Raw genomic sequence first — 20,897 nt, 5'->3', positions numbered from 1 at the left:
AGTCGTCGTCCAAGTAAAGAAGCCCGCCATCGTGAAGGTGGCCGGCTTTTGAAGCGGAGAATAATTCCGAAATTCGGCAGTTGGGCTGTATTAGAGCCAACGCGGGGCGATCGGCGTTGAGGTGTCGCCCAAGTCCGACTTTGACACATTTCCTGCCGATCTTCATGCGTACGGTTTCGACAGGCGTGCAGCCATCTCTCAAAGGGGCCGGCGCCCTCATCGCAGATCAGGCAACTCTTGTAGTGGTCGGATTTCGACCTCGCTCGCCCCCGGCATGGGGTTTGGACATCGCTTCACCCAAGCGACGGCCTCGTCCATATCCTTTACTTCCCAAAGCCAGAACCCGGCAACCAGCTCACGAGGCTGGGCGAATGGGCCGTCGATGATCTTGCGGCCGGAACCGTCGAACGCAACGCGCTTGCCCTCGGAAGAGGGCTCAAGGCCGTCGGCGGCTCGCAAAATTCCGGCATTGCGCAATAGGTCGTTGTATCGGCCCATCGCCTCCAACGCGTCCGTAGTGGGAAGAATCCCCCTCTCGCTGTCTTCAGTCGCCTTAACGAGCACCAGGACACGCACAGTCTGAGCCTTCGTGATTATTTGGGCGACCAGACCCAGGCGCATTTAAGGGTGACGAACTCTAATCAGCGACGCATGCCAGGTGATTAGCCTTCAGCCGAAGCCTCTACTTCGCTCTCAACGTGGAGGACATGTGCCGTAGCTATTTTGAGAAGGGTCGATGCCGTTTCCTGCGGGCTCCAACCTTGCGCTACCGAACTGGTCACCAGCACGGCGAAAGCTGCTTCCAAGGCGACTTCACAATTGACCTCCCGATCCGGATTACCCGCTGGCAATATTGGTGGTTCGACGGTTAGGGACATGCACACCAATAAACCGACGGGCAAAAGGTTCCAGATGCCCGACTGACCATCGGTTGGACCGATCGCCGCGCCCTCTATCGCCTATCTTCTGAGGCCAAAAAAGCTCAAGACCGCAATGACGACAACCACCAGTCCGACGATGTAGATAATGCTGTTCATGGGTCCATCTCCTCAGAATTTGCGGTTCAAGCACAGTGGTGCTTCCGAGGATTTGGCGCCGGAGCTTTTCCGGTTACCCTCGTACTGTAATGAACACTTAGAACCTTCTAATGTTCCGTGCGATGATCGCCAGGATAGCCGTGATCCAGCGTCATGCGATCTCCAGCCCCACCAAGGCTCTTGGCCTCTTTCTTCGCGATTCCATTGGCACGAATGGTCGCAGCTTGTGTAGTCGCCGCGAGCACGGTGCGGAGGCAAGAGCCGGGTGCCGATATGGCGCGTGCTGACCTGCATCGGATTGTGATTCCGCGTCTTAACCCCCAGTGCGCACGTAGCGGGGCTCTGGCGAGGTTTGCCTCCAGCCCTCGCAAGTCGATGGCGGCTCCAAAAAGCTTGGTCGACCGCGTTGTGGTGGGAATAGCGGTTGGTCGTAACCGGACGCGGTTGGCAATACGGTCGATGGTGTCGATCAACGCCAGCGCCCGTATCGCGCGATATTCTCAGGCTGGGACGATACGGTTTCGCAGGAGCCTCTGGTCGTCCCAGGCCAGTCGACGTCAGTCGTCCCTGTCGGCTTGGAAACGCCGAAGACCGAGCATAAGAGCGGTCATCGTTGCGCCCGCGCACGCCACCGCCAGCAGCGTGATCACACCCGCGGGCGGGGAAGTTTGCTCCGGCCGAAGCGGTACATGTTCTGCAGACAAAGGACTGTCAGCCAACGCTTCCAGATCCGACCTGCTGCCGTGTCGAATGGAATAGGCGCGCGTGAATTCGGCGCCGAGGAGAAAAATTTCCGATGAGTAGTAAACCCATAGGAGGATGACGAGCAGCGCACCGGCGGCTCCATATGAGGAGGCGATCGCGCTGGTGCCGATATACCAGCCGATAAGCGACTTCCCGAGCGTAAACAGGGCGGCGGTCATGACAGCACCGATCCCCACGTCACGCCATTCGAGTGTTCGATCGGGTAGGACTTTGTAGATTGCTGCGAACATCCCTGAGATCAGGGCAAACGAGAAGACGGCGTTCATCACCCCGAGGACGAATGTACCAAACGGCAGCTGAGCGTTGATGATGTTTCCCAAGGCCGAGATCGCCGCGCTGGCAACGAGAGACACGAGCAACATGAAACCGAGCGCGGCGACTAAACCCAGACTTGCCGCACGCGCCCGGACCAGACGCGCCAACGAACTTCCCTGAGGTTCAACCTTCCATATGGTGTTCAGCGATTGCTGCATTTCGCCAAAAACGCCCGATGCGGCCACCAACAGAGTGATTACGCCGATCACCGCGGCCCAGGTTCCGGACAACTTACTTGAGGCACTCTGCAAGGCGGTCCGGAGGAGATCGGCACTTTCTGGCCCCATCAGTCCGGAAATCTGAGCAGACAAAGCCAATTGTGCAGCATCCCGACCGAAAACGAGGCCTGCAATAGCGACGACGATCAGCAGGATTGGAGCCAGCGAGGTGGTGGCGTAGAAAGCCATGGCCGCGCCATGGCTAAGAGCATTGTCGTTGACGAACCCGACTGCGCTCTCTTTGACCAGGTCCCAAATCTTTTTGATCGAGGGTCGCATTGGGAATCCGCAAGGATGTGAAGGCGTCCATTAGAAATGCGCTGGAACTTACGATGTTCCGGCCGGGTGGCGCCCGTTGATTTGCAAACTGGGTCGGAGCTATTCGGGAGGCGCTAGCCGTATGAGTTTCAGGCGACAGCGACGAGCGCATTCGATTTGAAGAACAGATGGCTTTCCACGCACCGCCTTTTCGCTCAGGGCTGATCGCCACAGTCCTTTGAGCTATCGAAATAGTCGCCGACCGCAGCCATCAGCGCCAACAATGCGGCGGAGTATCTGGCGAATCCAAACGCCTGCGCCGCCGCCAGTTTTGCGCCACGCGAATGCTGGCTCATAAATTCGGCAGCGGCAGTCTGGACTTCTTCCCCCGCTTTCCCGAACAGCTCGCGCTCCGTGCCGGTCGGCTTGAACGACCGACCGATAATGTGGCCGATGAACAGTCCTCCTGCGGAACCAGCAAGCACCTTTGCTCGGGCCAGATTGGTGATGGCCTTTCGCCGGGTCTCCACGTCATGCAAGGACACGTGACCCGCTTGCGTGCTCCCGTTGCGTGTTTCGGAGTCCGGCGCAGGAGCATTGCCGAGATCATTGCCGCCTTCGGCACTTTTTCTGCCTGCATCAAAAACCGCCACGGCCCCCAAGGCGACCGCTGCCGCCGTGCCCCCGTTTTCCTTTATGGCGTTTGACACGCCTCCAAAGACCACGGCGACTTTGTCCTTTGCGTAGCGCGTGGACACGTCGACCAAATGACCAGGCTGGAGGCGACGGCTTATCTCGGCGACAGGCCCAAACAGGGCCTGCCTTTCAGCGCGGCTTTTCACCATAATCTCGCTGATCTCATCGTTGCGTAGTGCCATAGCGTATCCCCTGCTTCAATGCAGCCAGATCGCTGCGGACCTGGTTCGCGGTCTCGATAGGTGTGATGGTCCAGCCAACGAGTGCTCTTTTGGCCAAGTAAAGCGAAAGTAAACCTCCGCCTATCAGGATGACGCCGACTATCAGACAGGAAGACATAGCGCCGATACCCAAAGAGATCATCGCCAGGATCAGACACTGGACCAAGGCGAAAGCTCCCAAGACAAAGAGGATGGTGGCTGCAACCACGCATCCGCCCGAGGACATGATGGTCGACATCTTGGTCCGCATTTCCGCCTCAAGCAGACGCAAATCCAGACGCACCAATGACGCGATTTTCGCGATCGCTTCCTCGAAGATGCTGCCGAAGGGTCGGCGATCGATACCATCATCCATCTAATCAGCCTCTCTCAGGACCGATCCGAACTGCGCATGATACGGGTCAGCATCACTCCGGCGAGGATCCCGACGCCAAAGAACGCCGCCGGTTGGCGCTGCGCGAATTTCGTGACGGAGTCGAACAACTCACCGACGTTGCGATCTCTGATGTCGGTCGAAATCCGTTCCACGCCTTCAGCCGCGCTGCGCACTAGGCCGGCGACTTGAGGCGATTGCTTTTCAATGCCGTCAGCGGCGTCCTTGACAGAGTGCGCGATGTTGGCGATCGCATCAGCGCCGGCGGTCTTGTTCGATTCGACAGCTTCCTTGAACGCTCCGGCGGCGTCGGAAGCGACAGAGCCAGCATACGCCTTGGCGTCAGTCGATACGGAGGCAGCAGCGCCTTTGAGGTGGGTCGCGGTCTCGGAAGCGCTTGCCTTCAATTTGCTGAGAGCTGCCTTGCTTTTCCCCGCACCTTTGTCATCAGTCTGCCATCCGTTCTCGTTGGATGGGCCGGTTCCCGGGAAGTCGTTTGTGTCTGGCGTGTTCACGATGTTTCACTCCTGTTGATTGGAAGTGAACTTCGCCAATCGCCGGCGGTTCCTGCCCTTGCAGAATATTCCTGTTCGTTCCCCTGCGCGACCTCTGACCGGCGCCGAAGTCAGCCGGGCTGGTCGTTCGCCCATCCGTCTGTCGAACTGCAGTCTCTCGATCTGATCCGATCAGCGAATGGACGGTCGACCATTTGCTGCGGGAATGGCATCAGGGCGGCCAGACCCTTCGGACCTGACATGCTCGACGGTCGTTTGACTTTAATCGCTCCACGTTGGCCGAAAGGGCCGCGCGATGTTCGATTTCGTCGCTTATAAGCCAGGTCTTCGAAGCCCTGGAAATTGTTGAGCGAAGCGACCGCCATCATCAGGCCCTCAAGCTGAAGATTGGCGACGTTGATGGCCCTGCGCTCTTCACCTAGCCTGGTGGGTTTTGCCCGTCAGACTGATGGGTCTTGTCATCGACTTCGTCCACGGGCCGCGTCAGTCCGATGCCGTTCTTGGGCTTCTTATTGCCAGCCGCATCCTGGGAGAAGGCATCCGAAGGATCGGCGCCAGTCTTTGCCGGATATTTTGTTGCCCCGGTTTCGCGATGGTTTTCGTTGCCAGACATCTCTCGGTCCTCCGTGTGAGCAAAGAGAACTAGCCCCGGCTGTGCAAGTTCCGCTCCAGATGGAACATTCCCTACGGCCGGTCGTTGGTCAGCAAGGGAATTTGGAAATGGCCAAGATCAAAAACTTCGGTGCGCCTATTGTCAGGGAGCCGGAGACAGCCGGCGCCTGGGTCGAACGTAAGGCCCATAGCGACAGCGACGACGGTCAAGTGCCACCCAACCCAGTCGCTTCCCCTAAAAGCAAAAGCCTTCTGGTAGATCCCTTCCCTGCAAGACAAAGCGATGCGCGGGTGGCAGGCAAGACGCCGCGCCCGAGCGAAAAACCCGGAGACTAATCATGCCGCCCAAACCAGAGCCAACTAAAGAACCGCCGATGGATGCCCCGACTTGGACGCCGGACGTGCGAGAGCCTGACCCGGATCTTTTACCGGACGAACTTCCTGTCCCCAATCCTGACGAGAACCGCGATCCGCCAAAGCGTGCACTGGCCTGAGCGGGATAGAGGCACGCGGCGGTGGCTGTGGTCCATGTTTGCATCTCCTGGTGGAGAGGGCTCTCCCATCCTGCGACGCGGCCAACAGTTCCAACTGATTCAACGCCAAAGACGCGCGGCCGCCGGTGTCGATCACACCGGCTACACCAACCCTCAGGCAGGCGTGTGGCAGTGCTTCGTTAGGGCAGTGAGTTCGATTTGCCGCCTAAAGTTGGGATTCGAGCGGAAGGTGACGAACAAGGACTGCGAGGATGCGGCGGAAAAAACCGGCTTCGGGCTCGTGGGTATAATCTTGGACCCTGCCTTCGTCGCACCCATGCCAGTGCAGAACATTGCCTTTCAGTTCGAGCCGATAGCTCGCTTCCGGTGATATCTCCGCCTGGAATCGGCTCTGGAGCTCAGCGACCAGTTTCTCATCCTCGAAAAGCACGCCCATTTCCGCGTTCAAAGACACTGACCGCGGATCGAAATTGAAGGAGCCGACGAAGCCGGTCCTGTGGTCAACGCTGAACGCTTTCGTGTGTAGGCTGGCGCCCTTGGAACCAAAGACCGAGATTTTAGTCTGCCGGCTGAAAGGCTGGAGTTCGAACAGCCTGACGCCCTTGCGCAACAACCGCTTGCGGTAGTTTGCATAGGCCCCATGGACCGCAGCGACATCCGTGGCTGCCAGGGAGTTGGTCAAGACCGTGACATCCGCTCCGTCGCCGACGAGGTCGGACAAGATCGCGGAGCCCCTTTTGCCAGGGATGAAATATGGAGAGACAATCTCCAGAGACTTGCGCGCCGATTGAATGACGGGAAGCAGCTCCTTCATCAGCCAACCGCGACGTCTCCAGCCACGAACCTTCTCTGGAGGGTCGGAAATCACCCGAACGCGTTCCACCCAATGGACGTTGTTGCTGGCCGCGATGAACTCTGCGATCGACGCTCGATCACCGATCAAGCTCAAAAGCTTTGACTCGGTTTCGCCATCGCTTCCTTCAAATGGATTGGCTTTGGTCGCGGTCCTGGCTGGACCAAGATCACCGATTGCTTTTGCGTCCTGGCAATTCCAGAAGGCCTCGAATATCTCAGCGGTCTGCTGCACGGCGGGGCCTAGCAGCAGCAGGTCAAGGTCGCGGAAATTGGTTTCCGCGGCATCGAAATAGGCATCGCCAACGTTGCGCCCACCGACGATGGCGATGGTATCGTCGGCGATCCATGCCTTGTTGTGCATCCTGCGCGTCAATGCAAAAAGCCGAAGGATAACTTCCACGCCGCGCATGATACCGCGCGCCCTGATGCCACTCGGGTTGAACAACTTCAGCTCGATGTTTGGATGGCTGCTCAACGCCAGATACGCAGAATCGTCCTTGCGCGGATTGACGTCATCGAGGAGCAACCGCACGCGCACGCCCCGCTGCGCGGCCCGGAAGACTTCCTGCAGGAGCAAACGGCCGGTGTGATCGTCGTGCCAAAGGTAGTACATGAGGTCGAGGGTGCGAACCGCGCTTCTCGCCGCCAGTACGCGTGCGGCGAAGGCGTCATAATTGTCCGAAACGAGCAGCAAGCCGCTCTTGCCAGCTTTGATTTTGTCGTCCGTCGTTCGCGCGATGGAGACGTCCATGAATTGGGTACCCTCGAACGGCACTGGAGCCGCCCCTGCTCAAAATCATAGCAAGAACACTTCAGCGTTAATCTGGTTGCATCGGACCGATCCAAGCCTTAGAGGGCGCGCATGGAAATTGGTCAGAAGTGCATCCTGTATGCCGGTTTCGATTTCCGTTTGGCCGGATTATCGGCATAGTCCTTGTGCTGTGCGCAGCTGGGTGATCTTGGAAGTGTCGGTTTTGCTCGCAATCGGCATGGTCGTGTCCTCGGCTGCCGACCGACAACGTGCGTTGAGCGAAAAGTTGCCGCATCGGTTCGGGGCGGGCGGGGTGAGACTTCCCGCGATGCAAGAAAGCGCTCCAGCTGAAATATGGCGATGCAACCAAAATCAAGTTCTGTCGTTTTGCCCCGTTCGATATTGGGGGATATCTTGGCAGCATCCAACCAGGACAGGGCGAGCGCCGCATTTCGCAGCGCCGGCGAGATGGCTGGGCGTATTGGGTCGCGCGCGTGGAGCGAGACCCATATCGGACCCGTTTCGTCATGGCCAACAGAGCTTAAGACCCTCGTCGATCTGATCCTGAATTCTGCTCAACCCATGTTTGTTGTCTGGGGCGCGGAGCGCATATGGCTCTACAACGACGCCTTCATTCCAATCCTCGGCCGCAAGCATCCGACTGCTCTCGGCCTGGCCAGCCAGCAGGTTTGGGCTGAGGCCTGGGACATGATCAGCCCGATGTTCGATCAGGTCTTCCAAGGCCAGTCCGTACACATGGACGACATCGAGATCCGGATCGACAAGCACGGCGCTCCAGAGGAAACGCATTTCGCGTTCTCCTATAACCCGGTCATTCAGTCGGACACCGGCAAGGTGGGCGGAATCTTCGGCGTCTGCACGGAAACAACGGACAAGTTTCTTGCTGAAAGACGCGAGCGGCTTGCCGCGGAACGTCAGATCAATCTGTTCGAACAGGCGCCCGGCTTCATCATCATCATGCGCGGTCCCGACCACGTGGTTGAATTCCTGAATGACGCCCATCGCCTCGTGTTCAACAGCGACGATTGGCTGGGAAGACCAATCCGGAGTGCCATTCCAAGCCTCGAAGGCCAAGGGTTCTTCGAGCATCTGGACGAAGTGTTCAGCAGCGGCAAGACATTCGAGGCGCAAGGCGTTCCGGTTCGCTTTCGCCGCTCGCCTGAAACCCCTGAAGAGAGCCGGTACCTGACGTTCATCTACGCGCCGCTCTATGACGGCAACAGCACCGTGACCGGAATTTTCTGCGAGGGTTTCGACGTCACCGAGACATACCGCGCGAGGAAACGAAGCGCTGCGTTTGCAGAACTCGGTGAGACTGTTCGGCTTATTGAGGACCCGGATGACCTGGCCTACGCCGTGGCCGAAATCATTGGCCGGGAATTGGAGGTGAGCCGGGCTGGTTATGGCACGATCGATCTAGCGAAAGAGACCATTTCAATCGAACGCGACTGGAATGCTCCCGGCATCAAGAGCCTGGCCGGCGTGCTGCATTTTCGTGATTACGGCACGTATATCGAGGACCTTAAACGCGGCATCACAGTTGTCTTCGAGGACGCCGAGAAGGATCCGCGCACGAGCCACAACGCCGAGGCGCTGAAGGCGATCAGCGCCCAATCCTTGATCAACATGCCGATCACTGAAAAGGGTGGCTTTGTCGCCCTGCTATACCTCAACCACGACAGACCGCGGTTGTGGTCGGAGGAAGAAATCGAGTTCGTTCGCGAGATGGCCGAGCGGACCCGCACAGCGGTTGAACGACGGCGCGCGCAGGCGGAACTGCGCCAGAACGAAAGCCGTCTGCGCTTCCTCGATGCGCTTGGAAAAGAAACGGCAAAGAGCGCGGACGCGGACGCAATCCTTGAAATCACCACAAGGATGCTTGGACAGCATCTCGGCGTGGCAATCTGTGCCTATGCCGATATGGAGCCCGATCAGGACCACTTTACCATCCGTGGCGATTGGCACAGGCAAGGCTCATCCAGCATCGTCGGCTACTACAGCCTGCAGGACTTCGGCCAGCTCGCGGTCCTGCGGCTCCATCAGGGCTTGCCCTTGATCATCAACGACAATGCCGCCGAATTGCCGCCGGAAGAAGCCGCCACATTCCAGAACATTGGAATTGCAGCGACGATCTGCATGCCGCTCGTCAAAGAGGGCCGCCTGACGGCGTTGATGGCGATCCACGACAGCGTTGCACGGTCTTGGACACAAAACGAGCTTGCGCTTCTCACCGAGGTCACCGAGCGATCGTGGGCGCATATCGAAAGGGTGAGGTCGGATCAAAGCGCGACAGAGACCGCGGAAAGGCTGAGCCTCGCCACCCAGGCAGCGGCAATTGGAACCTGGGACTACGACCCTGTCGCCAACCAGTTGCGATGGGACAGGCAATGCCGGGCCTTGTTTGGGATTCTGTCGGATTGCGACGTTTCTTATGAAGGATCTTTTGTCGCTGGCTTGCACCCCGATGACCGCGACCAAGCGGACAAGGCCGTGCGACAGGCGCTGTCTCCAGACGATCCACAACCGTTCAACATCGAATATCGAACGATCGGTCTGGAGGACGGCATCGAGCGCTGGGTCGCGGCAAGCGGACACGCGATTTTCGAGGGCAGAAAAGCCGTCCGTTTCATCGGCACGGTGATCGATGTTTCCGATCGCAAGAAAGCCGAGCGTCATCTCAAGATCATGAACGACACCGGCGCGGCGGTCGCCGCCGAGTTTAATCTCGACAAGATCGTGCAGATCACCACCGATGCCGGCGTGCAACTATCGGGCGCGCAATTCGGCGCGTTCTTCTACAACGTGCTGAACGACCAGGGCGGCAGCTACATGCTCTACGCCCTGTCCGGCGCCCCACGTTCGGCCTTTGAGAATTATCCGATGCCGCGCGCGACAGCCGTGTTTGAACCGACTTTTCTCGGGACGGCCGTGGTTCGATCGGACGACATCCTGAAAGACCCGCGCTACGGCAAGAACACCCCTCGCAAAGGCATGCCGGAAGGCCACCTGCCTGTGCGCTCCTATCTGGCCGTGCCGGTAGTCTCCAACTCTGGAGGGGTGCTGGGTGGGCTGTTCTTCGGCCATGCAGAAACCGGCAAATTTCTGCCTGAACACGAGACTGCTCTTTTGGGTATTGCCGGCCACGCCGCAACCGCGATCGACAACGCCCGCCTGTTCCAGGCGGCCGAGCGGGAACTTGCAGAGCGACGACGCGCGGAAGCCGCGTTGCAAACGCTCAATTCCACGCTTGAACAGCGAGTGATCGAGGAAGTTGCGGAGCGTTCGAAAGCAGAAGAGCAGTTGCGTCAGGTGCAGAAGATGGAGGCGGTGGGCCAGTTGACGGGCGGCATCGCGCACGACTTCAACAACATGCTTGCCGTCATCATCGGCGGGCTCAATCTGCTTCAGCGCAAACTGGCAAAGGGCGAGACAGATGTGGGCCGATTTGTCGAAGGCGCCATGGACGGCGCGCACCGCGCCGCCGCCCTGACACAGCGTTTGCTGGCCTTCTCGCGGCAGCAACCACTCAAGCCCGAGCCTATCAACGCGAACCGCTTGATTGGCGGGATGACTGATCTGCTGATGCGGACACTTGGCGAGACAATAACAGTCGAGACCGCATTCGGCGCCGGTCTCTGGCAAGTCAAAGCGGATCCCAGCCAGTTGGAGAGCGCCCTACTCAACCTCTCGGTCAATGCGCGGGATGCCATGCCGAATGGCGGCAAGCTGACCATCGAAACGTCGAACGCCTATGTCGACGAGCGATACGCGCGCGAATCCGCCATCGCCGCCGGGCAGTTCGTGCTAATCGCCGTTACCGATACAGGAACCGGGATGTCTGCGGAGGTTGTCGGCAAAGCTTTCGACCCCTTCTACACAACAAAAAGCGTCGGCAAGGGAACTGGGCTCGGTCTCAGCCAAGTGTACGGCTTCGTGCGGCAGTCCGGCGGAAATGTGAAGATCTACTCGGAGCTCAGCGTAGGCACGACCGTCAAGATCTATTTGCCCAGATTCTACGGCAGCGCCACACAGGACGCAGACAAAACGCGGCCAAGATCGATCGACGGCGGCCAGCCGACCGAGATCGTCATGGTCGTGGAGGACGAAGATCGGGTGCGCGCGATCTCAGCCGAAGCGTTGCGCGAGCTTGGCTACACCGTTATCGAAGCCGGCGGACCGAATGAAGCCATCAAGCTGATCGAGGCAGGCCAGCAATTGTCCTTGCTGTTCACGGACGTCGTCATGCCGGAAATGTCAGGGCGTCAACTCGTCGATATCCTGCGAATTATGAATCCGAAGCTCAAGGTCCTCTACACCACCGGCTACACACGCAATGCCATCGTCCACAACGGCATTCTGGACCCGGGGACGCAGCTGTTATCCAAACCATTCAGCCTGGAAGATCTCGCGGAAAAGGTACGGTCAATCCTGGACCATCCCACTTAGCCTGCTGCTGTGCCAGTTATCGCTATCTGACACCTATAGCCGGCGGCTGGTCGCCCAACCCGTCTAGAATCCATTTACGATCCACGGGTCAGTGTCATATCCGAGACGTGGTTTCGCAGGCGTTGCTCCACCGGGCAATTTGGCTGTTCCGGTGAAACCGCAGTCCAGCTCTGGCACCGGCTTCTTGGTCGAATGTTTGATAGAGCATAGGGTAGCGGCGTCACTGACAACCACCTTCTTCTCCTTGGCAACAGCGACACCCGTCGCCGCAATCACTGCAGCGGCGCAAAACATAGCTACTTTCATCGTGGTTCCCCATGGCTTGCGCATCCCCAAGATGCGAGACCATGACCCTACGTCACTTGTATATTAGCGCAAACGAATATCAGGGTCGTTGGACGCTTGGCTGAGCGGTCCTCGCACCTCCGTCGACGCTCCAGGATGGTAACTGAGAGGCGATACCAACGCTCGTCTATCGGCAACAGCGCGGCCTCCCTGATACTCATGATTTAGGTTAGCCGGCTTTGTCGTTCGTGCCGGTTACCCTTCGTGTTTGAAAGTCCGCGTCTCGTGGCGGAGAGCGCGGGTCGATCAAAGGTTTTGTACCCGATCTTCAGCAGGGGACACCGCCCCGCCGCCTGCACAAAACCTTTAGAGATCTTATGCTCCCTCGACTCCACCAAGCTATTGATAGAGCCAGCCCCTCCCACATTCCCTTCGCAGGGTCTCACGGCGCCCGACCAGACCAAAGTCGCACTGTTTCTCAGACCTGAGCCTCATGAAGGAACGTGAAGACTTGGTCCTCGTTGACCGTCGTAAGCATTTGAAAAATGGAGAGGAATATCCATGGCTGATGGCCCAACTGTTGTTAACTCCGGTGGTGGCGGTGGAACCGCTGTCGCCGTTGTCCTTGGACTGATCGCTATCGTTGTACTGTTGATTTTCACCGGCGTCATCAACGTCGATGGTGGCGGCGGAAAGGACATCAACGTAAAAGTTGAAGCTCCAAAGGTGGAGGCTCCGGCAGCGCCGGCAAAGCCTGCCGCTCCTGCTCCGACCAATGGCGGCTGACGCTGTCAAGCAGCATGTTGCATGTTTGAACTGGTTTCAACCCACCGTTAGCAAGTCGCGACGGTGGGTTCTTTGCATAGCTTGGAGAAATTATCGCCAATGCGTTCGCCACCGTTCTGTTACCCACCCTTGCACGTCCACGACCAAAGGGTGACTGACGTTCCATGATTGCCAGAGGTGAAAGTAGAAAGCTGAAGCTCGAACGTCTCTCGGCGTCGATACCAAAGCACGAGTTCGAATTTCTAATGAAGCTCGGGCAAATGACGCGAGTGGAAACGTTGGCCTTGATCGAAAAACACGACGGAGACCGGACCGAAATTTATGCCGATCTCGCGAGCATCGCTGCACGCCGATGAATAGTCGGATTTGCGGGAACCGTCGCCTGCGGATCAGGTTGGGTTGGAACTGCTTCCGCAGATCCGCTTCTTTAAAAGATTCTCGTCACGAAATTGTCCAGCCAAGAGTTCTCGCGGTAAACCAATCGCGTGACTGATGCCCCAACTACGCCGGTCATGGCACCGCCGACGACGTCGGTGAGATAGTGGGTGCCGATGTAAATTCTCGACCAGCAAACGAGGAAAGCAACAACGAAAAGAGCTGCGGCTCGCCGCGGCAAGGCTTGCATCGCGAAGGCGGAGACGATCGCCGTGGTCGCGGTCGCAAGGTCAGATGGAAACGACCAGTCCGCGCTGGGCGCAATCAACAGGTGAGTCACACCGGCGTCGTAGGGCCGCATCCGATGCACGAACAGCAGAATGAACTGGTTGATCGCAAGACCGAGCAAGAACGCCAGGCCGGACGACAAGGCTGCGTGGCGAACATGATAGCGGTCATTCTTAGCCCACCATTGCAGAACCACAGCCAACACAATGAGCGGGACGCCAATTTGTGAGGCGCCTGTCATTGCCTTATCCAGAAGCGGGTGAAGCCCGGCCCCAGCGTTGATCCAGCGGGTGAGAGTTGCATCCATTCCGTCTTGCTCCCGTTGTTGTCGCTTACGAGGTGCATCCATGAGACCGGTCGCCGAACGTCGCATCCATCAGATTTTTGAAGTCAGTGTGTGGCTCAAGGGTGCGCACGCTCTGATCGAATGTTTTGGCGGCGTCCTGCTTTATCTCGCAACCACAGACACCATTGTCTCGTGGGTCAAGGCCTTCACCCAAGATGAACTGATCGAAGATCCGAACGATTTGATAGCTGGCTACCTGTCGCAGGCTGCAAGCCATTTTTCGATCGCCAGTAAGGAATTCTATGCCTTCTACCTGCTTAGCCATGGGCTGATAAAGCTGCTGTTGGTCGTCGGGCTTCTGCGGGGAAAGCTCTGGTCGTATCCGGCTTCGCTCGTCGCATTGGGAGCGTTCATAGTCTACCAGGTCTATCGCTACACCTACACGTCTTCTGCTGGTCTCCTGGTCCTGACCCTGTTCGACGCGATCGTGATGGTCTTGATCTGGCACGAATGGCGCATCATGCGGGAGAACCAGCCCGCTGCCGGGACTCTTGGGGGGTAGCAGCGGGCTGTGGGCTTACACCCCAAGAGCAGCGAATGGGCGGCTATGGTTCGCTGCTCCGGGACAGCCATAGTGGACCGCGATCGTGCACGCGACTTACTGATTCGTAAGGAGTGGCGGTCACGCCGTAACCTGGTCAGTCCGAACCGGACATATGTGCAATGCGGTGGCGTTCGTCTGGCCGGTAGCGCGTTGTGCTCCAAGACGAGGTGCCGGCCGGTCTTCTCTGCCAGCGCGATGGTTCCAGGCAAAAGTGCGAATTAGCTGGCGATTTCGAGCGCCACCTTAAAAAGAGTTCCTGTCCCGTTCGCGAAACTCGCGCATCGTGAGAGCCGCCTCGGTGCGGTTTCGCACACTGAGTTTTGACAGCACCCCGGTCATGTGATGCTTGACGGTCTTCTCATGCAAATCCAGGCGCAGGGCGACCTCCTTGTTGGTGAGGCCCTCTGCCACCAGCCGCAGGATTTCCGTCTGTCGTTCGGTCAGTTGACGCAGCCGGCCCGCCACGCCGTTGGCCGGCTGCGGGGATTGGAGATCGGAAAGCAGCCGGGCCGACAGGGCGGGCGTAAGATAGCGCTCGCCGGCTGCCACGTTGCGCAGGATGTCGGCGAGCGCGCGCGATCCGACACCCTTCAGGATATAGCCGTGCACCCCAGCGTTCAGAGCCTTGGTTACATCGGCATTGGCCTCCGAAACGGTCAGCATGACGATCTTCTGGGTGGGATGGTCGGCAAGGATGGTTGCGACCGCGGCCAGGCCTCCGCCCGGCAGGGAGATGTCGAGCAGCAATAGGTCGGGCCGCACCGTCGAGGCGATGCGTTCGGCGTCCTGCGCCGTCGCACCTTCGCCGACGATCTGGAAGCCTCCGATCTCCGACAGGCTGCGCGTTACGCCATCGCGAAAAAGCGGATGGTCGTCGACAATGGCGATACGAATGGGTGCAGTCATCCTTGCTCCTCGGCCGCCATTGTCTACTCCCTCTAACGTCCCAATGGCTGCTTTGAAAGCGAGACAAGTTCGGCCTCGTGTTTGATACCGGCCATGTAGTTGGCGATGATCCGGGAGGCGATGGCATCTCGCGCTTCCGGCGATTGGTCTTCAAGCTTCAAATGCTCAAAGACCCTGCCGAGCAAAGCCAACTCTGATGGATCGAAAATGCCGGCTTCATTCGCCTTTGTCCGTATTGGCATCGATATCCTCCCGGAAGTCCTGCAGCGAAGCGTGCCGCAGATCCTCTTCGCCACGCAAAGTGCTCTACCCGACCGATGATCCCTGGCTTGACCCATTGGGTTGCCAGCCGCTTCATCCCCTTTGGGGCCGGCCCAGCACGCTCCTGGACCCGCTTCCACAAGCGATCTCGGATTTCTTCTGGCTCGGCATGCTCGAGCCCGACAACGTCGTTTCGAGTTTCTTCCAGTGAAACGATAATCTCATCGAGTTTGGCGTGAATGGCAGCGGTGTCGCGATAGCTCGGTATGAGAACCACCCCGGTGATCACGATTGCCGCGACCGACAGGCGTAGGTCAGCCCGTAGGGCACCAATGCAGTGCACAACACCATGGCAATCGTCATGACGTAGAATCCTGGTGGGCGAGCCAGAAAATCGGCCCCCATAAAAAGGTGGCGGTTCATATCCTGGCCTCAGTGAAAGGGCGATCAGTGCGGCGATACTAATTGATCGCCCTATTGAGACTTTAGAGAGCATTTCCGCCATTTGGGCGAACCATTCATGGGAGCGGGGCCGTAGCTGAATTAAGGCTTCTCTCGACTACTTGTCAAAACCTGGCAGCCAACCCCTTCCATCACCTGTTCAAGGGGGCGGCCATACCATTCATACTAATTTGTAAGGTAGGCGCACGGAACAGAACTGGGGTTTGCGGCTTCCTAGCGTTCAACGAAGGACGGATAAGGCGAGCCTAATGTTCAGTGACAAAGAAACACGATTCTTAGAGGCAGCGCTGTTCGTCGCTGTGCCGCTCTCAATCCTGGTCGCGGTGTTGACGGTTAGCCTTACGTTTGGCTGGTTTGGGTGAGCAACAGTTAGATCAACTTTCTTTGTGGCCACAATAACGCTCGCCACCTCTTCAAACGACTGTCTTCGCAGTCGGCGCAAGCCTCCTGTGCGCAGGATCGGCGCTCGTAGTCTGTAAATATTACTGCATCCGATCTTAGATCGGGACCTTTTAGCAATCCGGACGTTAGTTGCCGGATTTTACATTGAGCGGGGTTTAAGCGTGGACGCAAAAGCAGCAAATCCGGTTGTCGGGCCATCCAAGCCGCGACTGCTTAGCATCCTTGGACCCGGCCTGATCACGGGAGCCTCTGACGACGATCCAAGCGGCATTGCGACCTATTCCCAGGTCGGTGCCCAGTTTGGTTACGGCATGGGCTGGGTCATGTTGTTCAGCTGGCCTCTGATGTGCGCCATACAGGAGATCAGCGCCAGGATCGGCCGTGTCACCGGTCGAGGTATCGCGGGCAATCTGCGAAAGCACTATCCGGCCAGCGTTGGAATTTCCATCGTTTCGTTGCTCATGGTCGCCAATATCATCAACATCGGCGCCGACCTGGGAGCAATGGGAGCTGCGCTAAAACTAATTATTGGCGGGCCGCAGCTGCTTTACGTTGCCGCGTTTGGCATCGTGACCGTCCTGCTTGAAATCTTTTCCCGTTACTCCCGCTATGTGTCTGTACTGAAGTGGCTGACGCTGTCACTTCTGGCGTATGTCGCGGTGGCCTTCGTGGCGAAAGTCCCCTGGGCGACGGTCGGCTACAACCTGATTGTTCCCCACATTAGCTTCAATGGCCAATATATAACTTCTGTCGTCGCCATTCTTGGGACGACGATCAGCCCTTATCTTTTCTTTTGGCAAGCCGGACAGGAGGTAGAGGAGGTCAAGGAGCGCAAGGAGGCATCGCCGCTCAAAGTCGCTCCCAAACAGGCACCGGAAGAACTGACACGCATCCGCATCGATACCTACTTCGGCATGGCCATCTCCAACGCTGTGGCCCTTTTCATAATCGTGACAACGGCGGCCACGCTCAATGCCAACGGTGTGACCGACATTCAGACCTCATCGCAGGCGGCCGAAGCGCTTCGTCCGATCGCCGGCCAGTTTGCGTTCTTCGTCTTTGCGCTTGGAATTATTGGCACAGGCTTGCTGGCCTTGCCCGTGCTCGCCGGATCGTCCGCCTATGCGTTGGGAGAGACGCTCGGCTGGAACGTGGGATTAGCCAAAAAACCGCACCGGGCTAAAGCCTTCTACACCACGATCGCTTTGGCGACCATGGTCGGGGTGGCCCTTAATTTTACCCCGATCGATCCGATAAAGGCTCTGTTCTGGAGCGCGGTTATCAATGGCGTTGTGGCCGTGCCAGTCATGGGTATGATGATGCATCTCTCGGGCAAGCGCGCGGCAATGGGAGACTTTCAGCTGCCGACAGGGCTCAGAATTGTCGGCTGGCTTGCCACCTCGGTCATGGCCGTGGCCGCCGTTGGCCTGTTTGCGACGTGGTAATATGGGCTTGCGAACGATAGAACGGGTTTCTGATGCGCCGCACTCACACCGAAAATCATCTACTGGGTGGATTGGCTGGCTTAGCTGACTGTGCTCGGCTTTTTGGAGCGCTTAGGACGGTTGGCAGATGCCCGCGATACTTGGTGACACGACGAAACTAGCCAATAGAGAATAGCCGACTGGTCCAATGCTAACCTTAGGCAGGCGAAAACGATGCCAAAGAAGCTTGTAATGATCATTCGTCATGCCGAAAAGCCGACCCTAGGTGGTCCGGACTTCGGAGTTACCGAACAGGGCGAAAGTGATCCCTCGTCATTGACCGTGCGCGGCTGGCAACGCGCAGGAGGTCTTTGCCGATTTTTTTTGGAGCCACCTCTGCCTCTAGGCAGACCAGCATCAATTGTTGCGTCGGGCACGATCAAAAGAGATGATTCCGGCACTCGCAGCAAGCGGCCTAGCCAAACAATCACTCCACTGGCAAGGCGCCTTGGTCTCGAGCCGGATGTCACTCATTCAAAGGGCCAAGAGCAGTTAGCGGCGGACGCCATCCGAATAGCTCAGTCGCCGGTGTTGGTTAGCTGGCAACACGAGTCTATTCCTGCCCTGGCAGCTGCGCTTGTCGGGGGCATCGGAATCGCGCCGCAATCATGGCAAGACGATGATTTCGACAGCATCTGGGTACTGGAGGCAGACGAGGCAATTGTCTGGTCTTTCTCGCGAGAACGCCAGGCACTCCTGGATGGTGATGACACCGGTCAACTGAGTTGAGTGTCTGCTTTGGGTCAAAGGCCGACCGGCCGGTGTGCCGCTCGTGTTAACATTGTGGCTACTTGGACGACGCGTCATGATCGCATCCTGCCAGCAGCGATGCGGTCGCCTGGCTACAAACTTTACTGTTCACAAACAGTTGGCAGCCGAGCACGCCCCGCGACCACTTGTGAACGGAATGATCCTGGGCTTAGAACGGTGTCGCAACCAGATCCTCCGTGCGAGCTTGACAGCCCGGAATTCGTTCGCGTCATAGCTAAGGGCCCGCAGGATGGCGGGAGATGATTGGCTGGGGCATAGTAGGCCGGACGGCGAAGAAGGCATGACGCCCGCGTCCGCAAGCGCCGCCATTGCGAAACAGTTGTCTGGAACCAATTTGCGTCCCTGAAGTTCCTCGTATGCTCGGACGTCCCCTCGACCGAGCTCAAAATAAAGGCCCGTCACTGCTTCGTCAGTGGCGGGCTTTTCTGTGACGATTATGGTATGGCGAAGCGCGGTCATATTTGCGATCGTGTTCGGGCTATTCATGGCGTCCGGCTTGTGGCTGGCCGCCGAATTTGGTCGCCGGGGTTAAAGACGCAATTGCTTTAAGCCCCCTCGCGTCGGCTGGGCCTTCAATTCGTGAGGAACCGCGAAATCAGCGCTCAAGTTTGGAATAACGCAGCGTCCCTTCCCTAGGTAGCGTTGCATGCCCGGTACCAGAGCCCCGGTCGTCCCGTCGCTGCCGTGAATGGGGCGGCGGGCCTTATTTCTTCCCCGTAAACTCGATGACCGTCGCGTCGGGCTCTGGCTCCAGCGGTTCATGATCTGGCTTTTCGTGCCACATCACCTGGCGGAAATCACGCATGTCCACCTTCTGGCCACACGTTGCGCAAGAGTAGAAATAGTCTTGACCATTTTCTTTCCCTTTGCCGTGCGGCATGCCGGGCATGGGAGGACCGAGATCTGATAGCTTCGTCATCGACCCAGAGCCTTTGCCTCACGCTCCAACGTTTCGCGGTCATTGCCGTGCTTGGCGATTAGCTCTCGGACCTGCGGGATGGAAAGGCCGAACTTGCTGGCAAAATATCCGACCTCATACTCCTCGTCGCCGCTCACCCGGGAACGATCCTGATAGCCGAGCTTATTCTTGTCATCGGTCATTTCTTTTTCCTTGCGGCTGCTGCGTTTTGTCCTGTGGGCGCGTTGGTTTTTGCGTCCTTTGAATGTGCTGCTATCGCCGGGCCAGCGCCTGTTTTTTTGCGCATCTCACCAGACTCATCGGCAGCGGGTTTCTTGCGAAAGAGCTTCGAGAAAAACCCCATCTCAGCCTCCCGCTGCGTCATCGACACTCAGCTTTTGCAGCTCGGAGTAGTCAATCGAGGCGACGACCGTGCCCTGGGCGTCACGGGCTCGAACAGCCCAACCAGTCGGTGCGCGGTTGTTGCTGAGAGCATCGCGCCAAAGATCTTCAGCCGATCTGCGCACCTCCTCTTAGACCGCTCCGAGGTGAGGAAGACGAATGTCAGCCATCTGGCGGACCTGGCCATCGTCTTGATATTCGAGTGTGTAGCTGTCCGCATCGACGGGCTGCGCATCTGGCGGGCCGTCGGCAGCGGAAGGCTGTGACGTCTGCAGGTCGGTGCCAAACGTAGCGACCTGCACCAGCATAGCCTTGGCCGACTCGATCAATTCTTGGTCTGAGATTGGATAAGTGCCGGACGCGAGAGTCACGCGAACCTGCTCTCCACCTTCACCCTGGAATTCCACCAGGTGAGAATTGCCGCCCTGAACAACCCGTGTATCAACGACTTCCATTTTCATTCTCTTGTGACGAGGACATTCAACGCATTGCAAGGGAGAATGAGCCCCGGCTATCCACTGCCGGGGCTCCGGAACTGCGAAGACAGGGGACTTTGCAGTCCGTCAGGCCGCTTCAGCAGCCATATTCACAGTCGACTCGGCAAGCGCGGTGAGCGCTTCGTCGGTCGCTTTTTCTTCGCCGAGCGTCAGCTCCAGCAGGGACACGGCTTCGTCCAGGCCGAGTTCGGTCGCCCAGGTCTTCATCGTGCCGTAGCGCGAGATCTCGTAGTGCTCGACGGCCTGAGCCACCGCCAGAAGGCCGGCATCAAGCGCCGGAGTGCCTTTGTATTCTTCCATGATCTCCGCGCCTTCATCGGTGATTCCAACGATTGCAGCGCATGTCTTGGCCTGAGGCTTCTTCTCGATGACCTCGAAGAGTTCTTCGAGACGCGCGACATGCTCCTCGGTCTCGCCGCGGTGCTTTTCGAAGGCCGCCTTGAGATCAGGGCTCTGCGCCGCCTTGGCCATCTTGGGCAGCGTAGAAAGGATCTTCTTCTCGGCGAAGTAGATGTCCTTCAGGGTATCGTGGAAGAGTTCGCTAAGGCCTTTGGGTGAGGCCGATTTGGTCGTCGCCATGTTGGTCTCCCGTTTTGAGGCCTCGAATTGAGGC

Annotated in this window: 23 protein-coding genes and 1 pseudogene; 6 read left to right on the top strand and 18 right to left on the bottom strand. The window is 58.1% G+C overall.

What is annotated here, in order from left to right; genetic code table 11:
* Positions 1–216: 216 nt before the first annotated feature.
* From ASD99_RS18400 to ASD99_RS18375, 6 genes are all read right to left on the bottom strand, one after another.
* On the bottom strand, positions 217–576 hold the full coding sequence (locus ASD99_RS18400) for a YciI family protein (protein WP_057144554.1): 360 nt from the start codon (positions 574–576) through the stop codon (positions 217–219).
* A 1,018-nt stretch (positions 577–1,594) separates the two neighbouring features.
* On the bottom strand, positions 1,595–2,614 hold the full coding sequence (locus ASD99_RS18395) for a YihY/virulence factor BrkB family protein (RefSeq protein WP_057144513.1): 1,020 nt from the start codon (positions 2,612–2,614) through the stop codon (positions 1,595–1,597).
* Positions 2,615–2,808: 194 nt separating this feature from the next.
* Positions 2,809–3,471: a hypothetical protein gene (locus tag ASD99_RS18390; RefSeq protein ID WP_057144510.1), complete on the bottom strand. Its 663-nt coding sequence runs from the start codon at positions 3,469–3,471 to the stop codon at positions 2,809–2,811.
* Positions 3,452–3,865, bottom strand: coding sequence for a phage holin family protein (locus ASD99_RS18385; protein ID WP_057144509.1), 414 nt, complete (start codon positions 3,863–3,865; stop codon positions 3,452–3,454). Before ASD99_RS18385 ends, ASD99_RS18390 begins: the two co-directional genes overlap by 20 nt.
* 14 nt (positions 3,866–3,879) lie before the next feature.
* The gene (locus tag ASD99_RS18380) at positions 3,880–4,398 is read right to left on the bottom strand and encodes a hypothetical protein (protein ID WP_057144508.1); all 519 of its coding nucleotides are present in this window, start codon (positions 4,396–4,398) and stop codon (positions 3,880–3,882) included.
* A 418-nt stretch (positions 4,399–4,816) separates the two neighbouring features.
* Complete coding sequence (locus ASD99_RS18375; RefSeq protein WP_200951010.1) at positions 4,817–5,011, bottom strand: hypothetical protein; 195 nt, start codon at positions 5,009–5,011, stop codon at positions 4,817–4,819.
* Between the two features lie 107 nt (positions 5,012–5,118).
* On the opposite strand from ASD99_RS18375, the gene ASD99_RS32440 reads away from it, so the two are divergent.
* Positions 5,119–5,346, top strand: coding sequence for a hypothetical protein (locus ASD99_RS32440; RefSeq protein ID WP_164482299.1), 228 nt, complete (start codon positions 5,119–5,121; stop codon positions 5,344–5,346).
* A 363-nt stretch (positions 5,347–5,709) separates the two neighbouring features.
* On the opposite strand, the gene ASD99_RS18370 is transcribed toward ASD99_RS32440, so the two are convergent.
* A complete protein-coding gene (locus ASD99_RS18370) occupies positions 5,710–7,110 on the bottom strand; it encodes a phospholipase D family protein (protein ID WP_057144507.1) in 1,401 nt (466 codons plus the stop codon).
* A 354-nt stretch (positions 7,111–7,464) separates the two neighbouring features.
* On the opposite strand from ASD99_RS18370, the gene ASD99_RS18365 reads away from it, so the two are divergent.
* Positions 7,465–11,577, top strand: a complete 4,113-nt coding sequence (locus ASD99_RS18365) for a GAF domain-containing protein (RefSeq protein WP_413813941.1) — start codon at positions 7,465–7,467, stop codon at positions 11,575–11,577.
* A 63-nt stretch (positions 11,578–11,640) separates the two neighbouring features.
* Here the strand turns inward: ASD99_RS18365 and ASD99_RS32430 are convergent, their stop codons facing one another.
* Entirely contained in the window at positions 11,641–11,883 is a 243-nt protein-coding gene (locus tag ASD99_RS32430) for a DUF680 domain-containing protein (RefSeq protein ID WP_156389020.1), read from the bottom strand.
* A 540-nt stretch (positions 11,884–12,423) separates the two neighbouring features.
* Here ASD99_RS32430 and ASD99_RS32425 point away from each other — a divergent pair.
* Positions 12,424–12,648, top strand: a complete 225-nt coding sequence (locus ASD99_RS32425; RefSeq protein ID WP_082583340.1) for a hypothetical protein — start codon at positions 12,424–12,426, stop codon at positions 12,646–12,648.
* Positions 12,649–13,075: 427 nt separating this feature from the next.
* On the opposite strand, the gene ASD99_RS18355 is transcribed toward ASD99_RS32425, so the two are convergent.
* Positions 13,076–13,618, bottom strand: coding sequence for a phosphatase PAP2 family protein (locus tag ASD99_RS18355; protein WP_057144552.1), 543 nt, complete (start codon positions 13,616–13,618; stop codon positions 13,076–13,078).
* Positions 13,619–13,658: 40 nt separating this feature from the next.
* On the opposite strand from ASD99_RS18355, the gene ASD99_RS18350 reads away from it, so the two are divergent.
* Entirely contained in the window at positions 13,659–14,159 is a 501-nt protein-coding gene (locus tag ASD99_RS18350; RefSeq protein ID WP_057144505.1) for a DUF2127 domain-containing protein, read from the top strand.
* A gap of 285 nt (positions 14,160–14,444) precedes the next feature.
* Here the strand turns inward: ASD99_RS18350 and ASD99_RS18345 are convergent, their stop codons facing one another.
* From ASD99_RS18345 to ASD99_RS34800, 3 genes and pseudogenes are all read right to left on the bottom strand, one after another.
* Positions 14,445–15,107: a response regulator gene (locus ASD99_RS18345; RefSeq protein ID WP_057144504.1), complete on the bottom strand. Its 663-nt coding sequence runs from the start codon at positions 15,105–15,107 to the stop codon at positions 14,445–14,447.
* A 32-nt stretch (positions 15,108–15,139) separates the two neighbouring features.
* Positions 15,140–15,403, bottom strand: coding sequence for a hypothetical protein (locus tag ASD99_RS18340; RefSeq protein ID WP_320410774.1), 264 nt, complete (start codon positions 15,401–15,403; stop codon positions 15,140–15,142).
* An 86-nt stretch (positions 15,404–15,489) separates the two neighbouring features.
* Positions 15,490–15,791, bottom strand: a pseudogene (locus ASD99_RS34800) (low affinity iron permease family protein); the annotation flags it as partial.
* A gap of 602 nt (positions 15,792–16,393) precedes the next feature.
* Here ASD99_RS34800 and ASD99_RS18335 point away from each other — a divergent pair.
* On the top strand, positions 16,394–17,677 hold the full coding sequence (locus tag ASD99_RS18335; protein ID WP_057144502.1) for an NRAMP family divalent metal transporter: 1,284 nt from the start codon (positions 16,394–16,396) through the stop codon (positions 17,675–17,677).
* A gap of 213 nt (positions 17,678–17,890) precedes the next feature.
* Entirely contained in the window at positions 17,891–18,445 is a 555-nt protein-coding gene (locus ASD99_RS33460; protein WP_156389019.1) for a hypothetical protein, read from the top strand.
* A 745-nt stretch (positions 18,446–19,190) separates the two neighbouring features.
* Here the strand turns inward: ASD99_RS33460 and ASD99_RS18320 are convergent.
* The 6 genes from ASD99_RS18320 to ASD99_RS18305 form a co-directional block, all read right to left on the bottom strand.
* Positions 19,191–19,406, bottom strand: coding sequence for a hypothetical protein (locus ASD99_RS18320; protein ID WP_057144499.1), 216 nt, complete (start codon positions 19,404–19,406; stop codon positions 19,191–19,193).
* Positions 19,403–19,588: a DUF3606 domain-containing protein gene (locus ASD99_RS18315; RefSeq protein WP_057144498.1), complete on the bottom strand. Its 186-nt coding sequence runs from the start codon at positions 19,586–19,588 to the stop codon at positions 19,403–19,405. Before ASD99_RS18315 ends, ASD99_RS18320 begins: the two co-directional genes overlap by 4 nt.
* Positions 19,585–19,770 carry a hypothetical protein gene (locus ASD99_RS33915; protein WP_082583339.1) on the bottom strand — a complete coding sequence of 62 codons (186 nt, stop codon included), beginning with the start codon at positions 19,768–19,770 and terminating at the stop codon, positions 19,585–19,587. Before ASD99_RS33915 ends, ASD99_RS18315 begins: the two co-directional genes overlap by 4 nt.
* Positions 19,751–19,912, bottom strand: coding sequence for a DUF6894 family protein (locus tag ASD99_RS35485; RefSeq protein ID WP_413813940.1), 162 nt, complete (start codon positions 19,910–19,912; stop codon positions 19,751–19,753). Before ASD99_RS35485 ends, ASD99_RS33915 begins: the two co-directional genes overlap by 20 nt.
* A 6-nt stretch (positions 19,913–19,918) precedes the next feature.
* The gene (locus ASD99_RS18310; RefSeq protein WP_244497800.1) at positions 19,919–20,242 is read right to left on the bottom strand and encodes a hypothetical protein; all 324 of its coding nucleotides are present in this window, start codon (positions 20,240–20,242) and stop codon (positions 19,919–19,921) included.
* 108 nt (positions 20,243–20,350) lie between these two features.
* A complete protein-coding gene (locus ASD99_RS18305; RefSeq protein ID WP_057144496.1) occupies positions 20,351–20,863 on the bottom strand; it encodes a ferritin-like domain-containing protein in 513 nt (170 codons plus the stop codon).
* Positions 20,864–20,897 lie beyond the last annotated feature (34 nt).

This window comes from Mesorhizobium sp. Root695 (assembly GCF_001428185.1).
Lineage (GTDB): Bacteria > Pseudomonadota > Alphaproteobacteria > Rhizobiales > Rhizobiaceae > Mesorhizobium.
The sequence above is the reverse complement of the archived record's forward strand: the minus strand, read 5'-3'. Positions and strand labels throughout refer to the sequence as shown.

What these genes read in the sequence shown, in the direction of transcription:
- ASD99_RS18310 (WP_244497800.1), bottom strand. Translation starts at nt 20,242, where the DNA reads ATGGAAGTCGTTGATACACGGGTTGTTCAGGGCGGCAATTCTCACCTG.
- ASD99_RS32430 (WP_156389020.1), bottom strand. Translation starts at nt 11,883, where the DNA reads ATGAAAGTAGCTATGTTTTGCGCCGCTGCAGTGATTGCGGCGACGGGT.
- ASD99_RS18350 (WP_057144505.1), top strand. Translation starts at nt 13,659, where the DNA reads ATGAGACCGGTCGCCGAACGTCGCATCCATCAGATTTTTGAAGTCAGT.
- ASD99_RS32440 (WP_164482299.1), top strand. Translation starts at nt 5,119, where the DNA reads ATGGCCAAGATCAAAAACTTCGGTGCGCCTATTGTCAGGGAGCCGGAG.
- ASD99_RS18395 (WP_057144513.1), bottom strand. Translation starts at nt 2,614, where the DNA reads ATGCGACCCTCGATCAAAAAGATTTGGGACCTGGTCAAAGAGAGCGCA.
- ASD99_RS33460 (WP_156389019.1), top strand. Translation starts at nt 17,891, where the DNA reads ATGCCAAAGAAGCTTGTAATGATCATTCGTCATGCCGAAAAGCCGACC.
- ASD99_RS18315 (WP_057144498.1), bottom strand. Translation starts at nt 19,588, where the DNA reads ATGACCGATGACAAGAATAAGCTCGGCTATCAGGATCGTTCCCGGGTG.
- ASD99_RS18370 (WP_057144507.1), bottom strand. Translation starts at nt 7,110, where the DNA reads ATGGACGTCTCCATCGCGCGAACGACGGACGACAAAATCAAAGCTGGC.
- ASD99_RS18355 (WP_057144552.1), bottom strand. Translation starts at nt 13,618, where the DNA reads ATGGATGCAACTCTCACCCGCTGGATCAACGCTGGGGCCGGGCTTCAC.
- ASD99_RS18305 (WP_057144496.1), bottom strand. Translation starts at nt 20,863, where the DNA reads ATGGCGACGACCAAATCGGCCTCACCCAAAGGCCTTAGCGAACTCTTC.
- ASD99_RS18365 (WP_413813941.1), top strand. Translation starts at nt 7,465, where the DNA reads ATGGCGATGCAACCAAAATCAAGTTCTGTCGTTTTGCCCCGTTCGATA.
- ASD99_RS18390 (WP_057144510.1), bottom strand. Translation starts at nt 3,471, where the DNA reads ATGGCACTACGCAACGATGAGATCAGCGAGATTATGGTGAAAAGCCGC.
- ASD99_RS18345 (WP_057144504.1), bottom strand. Translation starts at nt 15,107, where the DNA reads ATGACTGCACCCATTCGTATCGCCATTGTCGACGACCATCCGCTTTTT.
- ASD99_RS32425 (WP_082583340.1), top strand. Translation starts at nt 12,424, where the DNA reads ATGGCTGATGGCCCAACTGTTGTTAACTCCGGTGGTGGCGGTGGAACC.
- ASD99_RS18320 (WP_057144499.1), bottom strand. Translation starts at nt 19,406, where the DNA reads ATGACGAAGCTATCAGATCTCGGTCCTCCCATGCCCGGCATGCCGCAC.
- ASD99_RS33915 (WP_082583339.1), bottom strand. Translation starts at nt 19,770, where the DNA reads ATGACGCAGCGGGAGGCTGAGATGGGGTTTTTCTCGAAGCTCTTTCGC.
- ASD99_RS18375 (WP_200951010.1), bottom strand. Translation starts at nt 5,011, where the DNA reads ATGTCTGGCAACGAAAACCATCGCGAAACCGGGGCAACAAAATATCCG.
- ASD99_RS18385 (WP_057144509.1), bottom strand. Translation starts at nt 3,865, where the DNA reads ATGGATGATGGTATCGATCGCCGACCCTTCGGCAGCATCTTCGAGGAA.